At 63.8% G+C, this 12,140-nt stretch carries 8 protein-coding genes and 2 pseudogenes; 9 read left to right on the top strand and 1 reads right to left on the bottom strand.

Annotated elements, in window-relative coordinates:
* Positions 1-43: 43 nt before the first annotated feature.
* The 4 genes from P6U27_RS24605 (at position 44) to P6U27_RS24590 (ending at position 6,734) form a co-directional block, all read left to right on the top strand.
* Positions 44-1,594, top strand: a complete 1,551-nt coding sequence (locus tag P6U27_RS24605; protein WP_129143587.1) for a wax ester/triacylglycerol synthase family O-acyltransferase — start codon at positions 44-46, stop codon at positions 1,592-1,594.
* 10 nt (positions 1,595-1,604) lie between these two features.
* A complete protein-coding gene (locus tag P6U27_RS24600; protein ID WP_162500374.1) occupies positions 1,605-2,600 on the top strand; it encodes an alpha/beta fold hydrolase in 996 nt (331 codons plus the stop codon).
* A gap of 150 nt (positions 2,601-2,750) precedes the next feature.
* Positions 2,751-5,987: a bifunctional cytochrome P450/NADPH--P450 reductase gene (locus P6U27_RS24595; protein ID WP_209295554.1), complete on the top strand. Its 3,237-nt coding sequence runs from the start codon at positions 2,751-2,753 to the stop codon at positions 5,985-5,987.
* 72 nt (positions 5,988-6,059) lie between these two features.
* Positions 6,060-6,734, top strand: a complete 675-nt coding sequence (locus P6U27_RS24590; protein ID WP_209295555.1) for a spermidine synthase — start codon at positions 6,060-6,062, stop codon at positions 6,732-6,734.
* On the opposite strand, the pseudogene P6U27_RS24585 reads toward P6U27_RS24590, so the two are convergent.
* Positions 6,731-7,644: pseudogene (locus tag P6U27_RS24585) on the bottom strand (alpha/beta fold hydrolase). The gene P6U27_RS24590 and the pseudogene P6U27_RS24585 overlap by 4 nt on opposite strands.
* Positions 7,645-7,806: 162 nt before the next feature.
* Between P6U27_RS24585 and P6U27_RS24580 the strand changes: the two are divergent.
* From P6U27_RS24580 to P6U27_RS24560, 5 genes and pseudogenes are all read left to right on the top strand, one after another.
* Complete coding sequence (locus P6U27_RS24580; RefSeq protein ID WP_122404310.1) at positions 7,807-8,187, top strand: hypothetical protein; 381 nt, start codon at positions 7,807-7,809, stop codon at positions 8,185-8,187.
* Entirely contained in the window at positions 8,184-9,266 is a 1,083-nt protein-coding gene (locus P6U27_RS24575) for an alpha/beta fold hydrolase (RefSeq protein WP_209295557.1), read from the top strand. Before P6U27_RS24580 ends, P6U27_RS24575 begins: the two co-directional genes overlap by 4 nt.
* Positions 9,263-9,857: pseudogene (locus P6U27_RS24570) on the top strand (GNAT family N-acetyltransferase). Before P6U27_RS24575 ends, P6U27_RS24570 begins: the two are co-directional and overlap by 4 nt.
* Positions 9,858-10,076: 219 nt before the next feature.
* Positions 10,077-10,532, top strand: a complete 456-nt coding sequence (locus P6U27_RS24565) for a phasin (protein WP_122404307.1) — start codon at positions 10,077-10,079, stop codon at positions 10,530-10,532.
* Between the two features lie 239 nt (positions 10,533-10,771).
* Positions 10,772-12,058, top strand: coding sequence for a DUF445 domain-containing protein (locus tag P6U27_RS24560; RefSeq protein ID WP_209295558.1), 1,287 nt, complete (start codon positions 10,772-10,774; stop codon positions 12,056-12,058).
* Positions 12,059-12,140 lie beyond the last annotated feature (82 nt).

Genomic DNA, 12,140 nt, shown 5'->3' with positions numbered 1-12,140 from the left:
GAAGCGCCGCCAAGGCGCCCGTCACATCTTGTGGGAGGGAATTATGGCTGACGGTAAGAAGTTGTCGTCGCTGGACGCATCGTTTCTCTATCTGGAAACGCCTGAGATGCCGATGCATGTCGGGAGCATGGCGATCTTTCGCCTGCCCGACGACTACAAGGGCGACTTCTTCGAAGACTTCAAGGCGATGATCGTCTCTCGCCTGCACATCGCGCCGATCCTCAAGGCGCGGCTGGAGAAGGCGCCGCTCGACATCGACCATCCCTCCTGGGTGGAGGACGATCAGTTCGACATCGACCGTCACATCTTCCGTGCCAGCCTGCCGCAGCCGCGCGACCGCGCCACGCTCGAGCGCATCGTCGGTTGGATGCATGCCAAGCTCCTCAACCGCGCCCGTCCGCTCTGGGAGTTCTACGTGTTCGAGGGCATGAAGGACAACGAGGTCGGCCTCTATTCCAAGATGCACCACGCCGCGATCGATGGCGGTGCCGGCGCAGCGCTGACCAACATGATCTACGACATCTCGCCGATCCCACGAAAGGTGGAGCCGCCGACGGGCGGAGCCAAGCCCGGGCAGGAGCCGCGCGACATCGCCGCCAACCTGCTCGATTCCTATCAGCAGCTGTTCAGCCAGCCGCTCGAGGCTTCGCAAGCGGCGAAGAACCTGCAACTGCCGCGCACGGGCAAGAGCGACATCGGCTCGATCCTGTTCGACAATGCGATGTACCAGATCGAGAGCGCCGTTCGTTTCGCCGGCAACATCCCTACCGTGCTCAAGAGCGTGTCAGACGTGCTCGGCAAGATCGCCGATCCGAAGTCGCGCGAGAGTCTCGCCAGCATGGTGTCACCGCCGACCATGCTCAACAGGACCATCTCGTCCGAGCGCAGCTTTGCCGGCGTGTCGATCTCGCTGTCGCGGGCGAAGGCGCTGGCCAAGCAGGCCGGCGGCAAGCTCAACGATGTGGTGCTGGCGCTCGCCTCCGGCGTGGTCCGTCGCTACCTCCTGCAATATGGCACGCTTCCGGCGAAATCCCTGACCGCCGCCGTGCCGATCTCGCTGCGCGAGGAAGGCAACACCGAGGCCAACAACCAGGTGTTCGGCATGATCTGTTCGATCGCGACCAACATCGCCGATCCCAAGGCGCGGCTGGAGGCGATCATAGCGCAATCGACCAAGTCCAAGGAGATGTCGCATCCGTTGCGCGCCTTGATGCCGCAGGTCTCCAACATCTCGATGCTGGGCGCGCCGATCATGGTGCAGATCCTGGCGCTGCTCTACAGCCGCTCGAATCTCTCCGACGTGCTGCCGCCGGCCGCCAACATCACCGTGTCCAACGTGCCCGGGCCGCGGCAGACGCTCTATGCCGCGGGTGCCGAGCTACTGCACATCTTCCCGGTGTCGATCGCGACGCATGGGCAGGCGCTCAACATCACGGTGCAGAGCTATCGCGACCAGCTTGATTTCGGCTTCATCGTCGGTGCCAACATCATCCCGCATGTGCAGGTGATGTGCGACATGTTGCCGGAGGAGTTCGCCGCACTGGAGGCCGCCTTTGCGCCACCGGCAACTGACGTCAAAGGCGCCGCGGAATAGGAAATTCGCCATGATCGAGATGCCGCCGCTGAAGTTCGTGCAGACGAACGGAATCCGTATGGGCTATTACGAGGCCGGCCCGCAGAGCGACAAGCCGCCGATGGTGCTGTGCCATGGCTGGCCCGAGCTTGCCTTCTCCTGGCGCCACCAGATCAAGGCGCTGAGCGAAGCCGGCATCCGCGTGATCGCGCCCGACCAGCGCGGCTATGGCGCGTCAGACCGGCCCGAGCCGGTCGAGGCCTACGACATCGAACATCTGACGGGTGACCTGGTCGGCCTGCTGGATCATCTGAAAATCGACAAGGCGATTTTCGTCGGTCACGATTGGGGCGGCTTCGTCGTCTGGCAAATGCCGTTGCGGCACATCGACCGGGTCGCCGGCGTGGTCGGCATCAACACGCCCCACACCAATCGTGCCTGGGCCGATCCGATCGAGCTGCTGCGTGCGCGCTTCGGCGACAAGATGTACATCGTGCAATTCCAGGATCCCGCACGGGAGCCGGACAGGATCTTCGGCAGCCGCGTCGAACAGACCTTCGATGCATTCATGCGTAAGCCGGTGCCGCGGCCGGCCGACGCTCCCCCGGAGGAGGTGGTTGCGGGTGTCGGCGCTTCGCCGCGGCTCAATCTGGCATTTCCCCAGATGATTGCCGGTTATGACGCGAAGCATGATCCGCGTGCGCCGATTCTGTCGCCGGAAGAGAAGAAAGTCTTCGTCGATACTTTCACCAGAACCGGCTTCACCGGAGGCATCAACTGGTACCGCAACATGTCGCGCAACTGGAGGCGTGCCGAAGGGCTCGATCATACGGTCCGCGTACCGTCGCTGATGATCATGGCCGAGAATGACGCGGTGTTGCCGCCGTCCTCCGCTGATGGCATGGAGAAGCTGATTCCCGACCTCGAGAAATATCTGGTGAAAGACAGCGGCCATTGGACGCAGCAGGAGAAGCCGGAAGAGGTCAGCGCCAAGCTGATCGAATGGCGTAGAAGGCGGTTTGGTTAGCTCGTCATTGCGAGCGACTCGTCCGCCCTAGCTCGAAGAGCGAAGGCGGAAGCGAAGCAATCCAGGAAGGTGTCCGCGGAGACACTCTGGGTTGTTTCGTCGCAAGAGCTCCTCGCAAAGACGAGGGTTATTGAGGGGGAAGCGCTTTTCATGTCATCCAAGAACCGTCTGGACCCGATCCCGCAGCCGCCGACCAAGCCGGTGGTCGGCAACATGCTGTCGCTGGACTCGACGGCTCCGGTGCAGCACCTGACGCGGCTCGCCAAGGAGCTCGGACCGATCTTCTGGCTCGACATGATGGGTTCGCCGATCGTCATCGTCTCCGGCCACGATCTCGTCGACGAACTGTCGGACGAGAAGCGCTTCGACAAGACGGTACGCGGCGCGCTGCGGCGCGTGCGTGCGGTTGGCGGTGACGGCCTGTTCACGGCCGACACGCGTGAGCCGAACTGGAGCAAGGCGCACAACATCCTGCTCCAGCCGTTCGGCAACCGCGCCATGCAGTCCTATCACGGAAGCATGGTCGACATCGCCGAGCAGCTCGTCCAGAAATGGGAGCGGCTCAATGCCGACGACGAGATCGACGTCGTTCATGACATGACGGCGCTGACGCTGGATACGATCGGGCTGTGCGGCTTCGACTACCGCTTCAATTCGTTCTACCGGCGCGACTACCATCCTTTCGTCGAGTCGCTGGTGCGTTCGCTCGAAACCATCATGATGACGCGCGGCCTGCCGTTCGAGCAGTTCTGGATGCAGAAGCGGCGCAAGACGCTGGCCGAGGACGTCGCCTTCATGAACAAGATGGTCGACGAGATCATCGCCGAGCGCCGCAAGAACGCGGAAGGCGCCGACGACAAGAAGGACATGCTCGCCGCAATGATGACCGGCGTCGACCGCTCCACCGGCGAACAGCTCGACGACGTCAACATTCGCTACCAGATCAACACGTTTTTGATCGCGGGTCACGAGACGACCAGCGGCCTGTTGTCCTACACGCTCTATGCACTGCTCAAGCATCCGGACATTCTCAAGAAGGCCTATGACGAAGTCGACCGCGTCTTCGGCCCCGATGTCAACGCGAAGCCCACCTACCAGCAGGTGACGCAGCTCACCTACATCACCCAGATCCTCAAGGAGGCGTTGCGGCTGTGGCCGCCGGCGCCTGCCTATGGCATCTCGCCGCTTGCGGACGAGACCATTGGCGGCGGCAAGTACAAGCTCCGGAAGGGCACGTTCGTCACCATCCTGGTGACGGCGCTGCACCGTGATCCCTCGGTTTGGGGGCCGACCCCGGATGCCTTCGATCCCGAGAACTTCAGCCGCGAGGCCGAAGCGAAGCGGCCGATCAATGCCTGGAAGCCGTTCGGCAACGGGCAGCGCGCCTGCATTGGCCGTGGGTTCGCCATGCACGAGGCGGCGCTGGCGCTCGGCATGATCCTGCAGCGCTTCAAGCTGATCGACCACCAGCGCTACCAGATGCATCTGAAGGAAACCCTGACCATGAAGCCGGAGGGCTTCAAGATCAAGGTGCGTCCGCGCGCGGATCGCGAGCGCGGCGCCTTTGGCGGGCCCATTGCTGCTTCATCCTCAGCGCCCAAGACGCAGCGCAAGCCCACCACGCGGCCCGGCCACAACACGCCGATGCTGGTGCTCTACGGCTCCAATCTCGGTACCGCCGAGGAGCTTGCGACGCGCATGGCCGATCTTGCCGAGATCAACGGTTTTGCCGTGCATCTCGGCGCGCTCGACGATTACGTCGGTAAGTTGCCGCAGGAGGGCGGTGTGCTCATCATTTGCGCCTCCTATAATGGCGCGCCGCCCGACAATGCGACGCAGTTCGTCAAATGGCTCGGTGACGACCTGCCGAAGGATGCGTTCGCCGGCGTGCGCTACGCCGTGTTCGGTTGCGGTAACAGCGACTGGGCGGCGACCTATCAGTCGGTGCCGCGCTATATCGACGAGCAATTGTCGGCGCATGGTGCACGCGCGGTCTATCCGCGCGGCGAAGGCGATGCGCGCAGCGATCTCGACGGCCAGTTCCAGAAATGGTTCCCCGCGGCCGCGCAAGTCGCGACCAAGGAATTCGGCATCGACTGGAATTTCACCCGCACGGCGGAGGACGATCCGCTTTACGCGATCGAGCCCGTGGCGGTGACCGCCGTCAACACCATCGTCGCCCAGGGCGGCGCGGTGGCGATGAAGGTGCTGGCCAATGACGAGCTGCAGAACAAGAGCGGGCCCAATCCGTCGGAGCGCTCGACGCGCCACATCGAGGTGCAGCTGCCGTCCAACATCAGCTATCGCGTCGGAGATCATTTGAGCGTGGTCCCGCGCAACGATCCGACGCTGGTGGATTCCGTTGCCCGCCGCTTCGGCTTCCTGCCGGCCGACCAGATCAGGCTTCGGGTCGCCGAAGGCCGGCGCGCGCAGTTGCCGGTCGGCGAGGCCGTGTCGGTCGGCCGCCTGCTCAGCGAATTCGTGGAGCTTCAGCAGGTGGCGACCCGCAAGCAGATCCAGATCATGGCCGAGCACACCCGCTGCCCGGTCACCAAGCCGAAGCTGCTGGGCTTCGTCGGCGAGGAATCCGAGCCGCTCGAGCGCTATCGCACCGAGATCCTGTCCAGGCGCAAATCGGTATTCGACCTGCTCCTCGAATATCCCGCCTGCGAATTGCCGTTTCACGCCTATCTGGAAATGCTCTCGCTGCTGGCGCCGCGCTATTACTCGATCTCGTCGTCCCCCTCGGTCGACCCGGCGCGATGCAGCATCACGGTCGGCGTGGTCGAGGGACCGGCCGCCTCCGGGCGCGGTGTCTACAAGGGCATCTGCTCGAACTATCTGGCCAACCGCCGCGCCGGCGATACGATCTACGCCACCGTGCGCGAGACCAAGGCAGGCTTCCGGCTGCCCGATGATCCATCCGTGCCGATCATCATGATCGGCCCCGGCACCGGACTCGCACCGTTCCGTGGCTTCCTGCAGGAGCGCGCGGCGCGCAAGGCCAGGGACGCCACGCTCGGCCCGGCCATGCTGTTCTTCGGCTGCCGCCACCCCGACCAGGATTTTCTCTACGCCGAGGAGCTGAAGGCATTGGCGGCGAGCGGTATCACCGAGCTGTTCACGGCGTTCTCGCGCGCGGACGGACCGAAGACTTATGTGCAACACATGCTCGCCGCGCAGAAGGACAAGGTCTGGCCGCTGATCGAGCAGGGCGCGATCATCTATGTCTGCGGCGATGGCGGCAAGATGGAGCCCGACGTGAAGGCGGCGCTGGTCGCGATCCACCGCGAGAAGAGCGGCAGCGATGCCGCCGCCGGTGCCCGGTGGATCGAGGAGATGGGCACGAAGGACCGCTATGTGCTCGACGTGTGGGCGGGCGGGTAGCCCGAGGCGCGTTCTTGTAGCCCGGACGGAGCGCAGCGAAATCCGGGGCGCAAATCGTGCTAAAGCTCGCGCATGATTCCCTGGGAAAAACTCGACACCGCCAAAATCCCCGGCTCCGACGAGGAGCTCCGCCTGATGCGGCGGGGCAAAGAGTTCTCCATCAAGCTCGGCAGCAACGAGCTGATGAACAGCCGTCTTTCGGGCTCGGAAGCGGCGCTGGCAACGCTCGCGGCGAAGCAGATCGAGAAGGTCGCAAAGCCCGTCATCCTGATCGGCGGCCTCGGCATGGGCTTTACGCTGCGCGCGGCGCTCGCCGTGCTCGGACCCAAGGCGACGATCATCGTCTCCGAACTCGTGCCGGCGGTGGTCGCCTGGGCGCGAGGTCCGATGGCGGAGGTCTTCGGCGACAGCCTCGATGACGTCCGGGTGACTGTCCGGGAAATCGACGTGGGCGAGATCATTCGGGCGCAGCGGTCGGCCTTCGACGCCATTCTCCTCGACGTCGACAACGGACCCGAGGGGCTGACCCGGAAGGGCAATGACGCGCTCTATGATGTGAGCGGATTGGCGGCGGCCAGGGCAGCGCTGCGGCGAGGCGGTGTGCTCGCCGTCTGGTCGTCGGGACCCAATCCGGCGTTCACCAAGCGCCTTCGCAGCGCCGATTTCGACGTCAGCGAGGTCAATGTCCGCGCCACCGGCAGGGGCGGTGGCGCACGCCATGTGATCTGGATCGCACGGAAGATCTAAGCCGCCTGCGCCGCTGCGCCATGCGCGTGCTTGTCGATGGCGTCGATGATCTCCGGCCAGAAGCGCATCGGCAAAGCATGGCCCATACCCTCGATCATCAACAGCTTCGCGTTCGGGATTGAAGCCGCCGTGTCCTTGCCGCCTTCGGGATGGACCAGCGGATCGACGGTGCCGTGAATGACGAGCGTCGGGGTCTTCACGGCGTGCAGCCGCTCCTTGCGGCTGCCGGAGGCAAGCACGGCGCGAAGCTGACGGCCGACGCCGGCCGGATTGAGCCCGCGCGCGAACACGCGCTCGGCGCGGCCAGGATCGAGCGCTTCCTCTTCCGGGAAAGACCCGGCGCGCAGCAGCTTCCAGGTCTGACCGAAGCGGACGATGAACTCTTCCTTGCTGCGCGGCGGCGGCGCCATCAGCATGGCCGCGGCCTCGCGTGTCGGCGGCGGTATGCTCGGATTGCCCGTGGTCGACATGATCGAGGTCAGTGAGCGCACGCGGTGCGGAAAGACAGCGCCACCTCTTGCGCGATCATGCCGCCCATGGATGCCCCGACCAGATGCGCCGACTTGATGCCGAGCGCATCCATCAGGCCGACCGTGTCCTTGGCCATATCGATCAGCTTGTAGGTGGCGGCCACGGGAATCCGCAAGAAGCGCAACTTCAGCAGCTCGAACGGCGTCAGGCGCTTGCCGCCGGTGAGATGGCTCGACTTGCCGATGTCGCGATTGTCGAAGCGGATCACGCGGAATCCGCGCGCGGCGAGCTGCTCGCAGAACGCATCGTCCCAATGGATCATCTGCGCCCCAAGGCCCATGATCAGCAGCAGCGGCTCGGCATTGTCGTGGCCGAAGATCTCATAGCAGATGTCGATGCCGTTGGCGCGGACGGTCTGGGGCGGATGATGGGCGGTCACGGGTCCCTCCTGCTGATCGATGCTGTATCGCACGGTTTCGTTCCGCGAAGAAGCCGCGTGCGCGACGCTGCGCCCACTGCTTGCCGGTTGACCGGCACCTCGCAACGGTGTGGTATGGCGGGAAAAGAGGGGCGCAAAGCCCTCCACATTGGGAGGACGCTGATGACCGACAAGATCACCGATCCGGTCGCCTTGTGGCAGAAGATGGTTGGCGAGATGGAGAAGGGTTTCAACTCCTTCGCGACCAAGGCGATGGAGACGCCCGAATTCTCGCAAGCCATGAACCGCGCCGGCGGAGTTGCTGCAGGTGCTCAGAAGCAATTCGGCGATCTCATGGAGAAATACCTGCTCTCCATGAACCTGCCGAGCCGCGAGCAGATGACCGGTATCGCGGAGCGGCTCCAGTCGATCGAAGGCCAACTCGGCGAGATCAAGTCGATGTTGAGCCAGATGTCGGCCAACTCGGGTGCGCAGCAGGTCGGCGCCGCTCCGCGACCGCCGCGTACGAAACGTCCGCCGCCCGAAGGCGGAGACCAAAAATGAACGCGCCGACGGGACTTGATTTCGCTGCGATACCGGAGCGGATCCAATCCGAAGTGCAGCGCGCTATCATGCGGAGCATCAAGGGCGTCGAATATTTCTCGACCTCGGGCCCGTCGCTCGGCTCGACGCCCAAGGACGTGCTGCATTCGCGCGGCACGATGAGCCTTTATCACTACCGCCCGATGTCGGACGAGATCTACCGCGTGCCGGTGCTGATCGTGATGGCGACGACCAACCGCGGCTACATCCTCGATCTCGTGCCCGGTCAGAGCTTCATCGAGTTCCTGCTCAGGCGTGGCTACGACGTCTACATGCTGGACTGGAGCGCGCCGCGGCCGGAGGAGAAGAGCCTGCGCATGGAGGACTATGTCCTCGATTTCATCCCGGACTGCATCCGCCGCGTGCAAGCCGATTCCGGCGAGCAGGACGTTTCCGTCATCGGCTATTGCTTCGGCGGTGTGCTGTCCTTGCTCTACGGCTCGATCCATCAGGACGGGCCGATGAAGAACCTGATCTGCTTCACCACGCCGATCGACTTCCGCGAGATGAAGCTGTTCTCGAATTTCTCCGACCGCCGCTATTTCGACGTCGACCATCTCGTCGACAGCGTCGGCAACGTGCCGCCGGAGATGATCCTGTCCTCGTTCGAGATGCTGCGGCCGGCCTCGCGCACGGTGAGCCAGATCCAGCTCTGGGAGAACATCTGGGACGACGAGTTCGTGAAGTCTTACCGCATGTTCGACCGCTGGGCGACCGATACGCTGCCGCTCGCCGGCGAGTACTTCCGCGCCATCACCAAGGACTTGATGTGGGACAACAAGCTGTTCAACGACACCATGTCGGTGGGCGGTCGTGCCGCGAAGCTCGACAATATCACGGTGCCGATCCTGCATGCGGTCGCCGAGCACGATCACATCGTGCCCTATGACGCTGCCAAGCATCTGATCGCCAAGGTCGGCTCGGCGGACAAGGAAGAGGTGATCCTGAAGGGCGGTCACGTCTCGCTCGTCGCCGGCGCCAACGCGGTGAAGCGGCTGTGGCCGAAATTGGATTCCTGGCTTGGGAAGAGATCGACATGAGTGAGCAGCGTTCCTATCCGCGTCACGTCAAGACCGACGCCGGCGATATCGAGATCCGTCTGATGTCGTCCGCGGACGAAGCCGCGGTACTGGCCTTCGGCAGGGGCCTGCCCACCCACGACCTGCTGTTCCTGCCGCGCAACATCAGCGAGCCCAAGGTATTGGCCGCTTGGGTCAAGGAGATCGAGCGCGGTGCGATCCAGGAGCCTGCTCGCGGTGAGAGAGGGCAGGGTTGTCGGCTGCGGCACGCTGGTGCGCGACCCGCACTCTTGGTCACCCCATGTCGGTGAGATCCGCATGGTGATTTCGCCCGAGGTCCGCGGCAAGGGTGTTGGCAAGGCGCTGTCGCAGGAGACCTTTGCCCTCGCGCTCGGGGCGGGCCTGGAAAAGCTCTCGGTTCAGATGACGGTCGACCAGCAGGCGGCGATTGCCCTGTTCGAGAGCCTCGGGTTCAAGGCGGAGGCACTGCTGCGGGATCATGTCCGGGATGTCGACGGCAAGACCCACGACATCGTCGTGCTCGGCCACAACGTCGCGCAGGTCCAGGCCCAGATGGAGGCCTACGGGCTGCCAGGCGCTGTCCAGCACTGAGAGGGCCGTCCAGCACGAGGCCTCGGGGAAATCCTTGGGAACCCAGCTGGTGAGGGAGGCATCATGATGCCTCAAGTTAAGGCTGTTCACGATTTCGTGATATCGCGCTGCAACATGAATATTGCATCGCACAATTAACTCTGCCATATAAGCCGTGCCCCGGGCCAATGCGGACGGGGTGAGCCCATAGCTCAGACCAATGAGGATGGAGAGAACCCCATGACCACTGAAACCAATACCGCTTTCGAGGGCTTCAAGGACGCTTTCAAGAACATCCAGAACCTGGAAGTTCCCGAGGCCGCCCGCGAATTCGTCAAGAAGACTGCCAACACCGCCAAGGACCGTGCCGCCGAAGTGTTCGCTGGCTCCGAGCGCGTGACCGCCGCCGTCGAGAATGCCGTGACCGAGACCGTCACTGAAGCCGGCAAGATCAGCCGCAACATCCAGCAGGCGATCTATGAGGATGCCGAGGCGTTCTTCTCGGGCATCGACAAGCTCGCGTCCGCCAAGTCGATCAGCGAGGCCGTCGAGATCCAGTCGAGCCTGCTCCGCGCCCGCGGTGAAGCGTTCGTCTCGCGAGCCAAGGCGACCGCCGACTATCTCGGCAAGCTCGCCGCCAACGGTGCGAAGTCCGCTCAGGACAACTTTGCCAAGGTCTACAGCAAGACCGCCTGATCTGGCACTGTGAGTACAAACTGAAATTTGAGGCCCGCTTCGGCGGGCCTTTGTTTTTGTTTTGGTTTGCGTTTCCCGGACGCTGTGCAGCGCGCCCTGGCGATGCGAAGCATCGTCCAGACCGGCGTGGTGCACTGCTGATCGGGGTCCATCGTCTTGCTGGGTCCCGGCTTGCGGCGCATCGCTTCGCGCTGCACCTCGTCCGGGACACGCGGAGATCGGGACGCTAAGTTTGCGTCATGAAGATTCAATCCGCCTTCTCCTTCGACACCCCCGGCGATGCCGAACGCGCGGCCGAGCTGCGCCGCGTGAAAGCGCTGGCGACGCTGGTGCTCGCCTCGACGCTTCTGCTCTTCATCGTCGCGAAATGGCTGCTGCCGGTGCATCCCGTGTTCGGGTTCATCGCGGCCTTCGCGGAGGCCGCCACCATCGGCGGACTCGCAGACTGGTACGCCGTGGTCGCCCTGTTCAAGCGGCCGCTCGGCCTGCCGATCCCGCACACCGCCATCATTCAGAGCAATCAGGCCCGCATTGCCGACAAGCTCGGCGAATTCATCCAGGTGCATTTCCTGGAGGCCGGTCCCGTCGAGGCCAAGCTGAGGGAGATCGATTTCGGCTCCTTCGTTGCCGACTGGCTGCGTGACCGCAAGCGCAGTGACGACCTCGCGCGCTTCGCGCTGCGCCTCCTGCCTGAGGCCGTCTCCGCGACCGAGACCTCGGGGCTGATGACGTTCATCATCCGCCGCCTGTCCTCGCAGCTCCAGGCGATCGACCTTGCGCCACTTGCGGCCGGCACTTTGCGCGGCTTCGTCGCGGAGGGCCGGCACCAGATCCTGTTCGACGATCTCTTGCGCGTGATGCATGAGACGCTGAATCAGAAAGAGATGATGGCGATGATCCGCGAGAAGGTCCGGGCGGAGCTGCCGACCCTGCTGCGGCTCTATCGCGCCGACAAGTTTCTGGTGAACAAGATCGTGGCTTCCGCCACCGCCTTCTTCAATGAAGTGCGCAGCGATCCCAAGCATCCGTTCCGCGGCGAGTTCGACCGCATGGTGCTGAGCTTCGTCGACCGCCTCGGCACCGACCAGGCCTATATCGACCGTATCGCCGGGCTGAAGCGCGATCTGCTCGCGCGTCCCGAGCTTGCCGATCTCGCCCGCACCGTCTGGGCCAACACGCGCGCCTTCATCGAGCGCAGTGCGAGCGGTGAGACGCAGGTGTTGCAGCATCATCTCGCCGGCATGTTCGTCGCCGCGGGCGAGGCGCTCGCCGGCGATGCCGAGCTGCGCGGCGAGATCAACCAGGGCCTGGTGACGGTGCTGCGCAGCTTCGTCGCCGACCAGAAGAGCGGCGTGTCCACCTTCATCTCCGACCAGGTCAAGGCGTGGAACATGTCGCAGCTGATTTCGCTGATCGAAATCAACATCGGCCGCGACCTGCAATACATCCGGTTCAATGGTTCGCTGATCGGTGGGCTCGCCGGGCTTGCGCTTTACTCCCTGGAATTTCTGCTTCGATTGTTGTGACTTTTGCGTCACGGCCGTTAGCATTAACGTGCGGGCCTATTGTCGCCTCGCATCTCTCCCGCTTGAATGTCGGGAACCGGCC

This window comes from Bradyrhizobium sp. STM 3566 (assembly GCF_045571445.1).
Classification (GTDB): Bacteria; Pseudomonadota; Alphaproteobacteria; order Rhizobiales; family Xanthobacteraceae; genus Bradyrhizobium; species Bradyrhizobium vignae.
The sequence above is the reverse complement of the archived record's forward strand: the minus strand, read 5'-3'. Positions and strand labels throughout refer to the sequence as shown.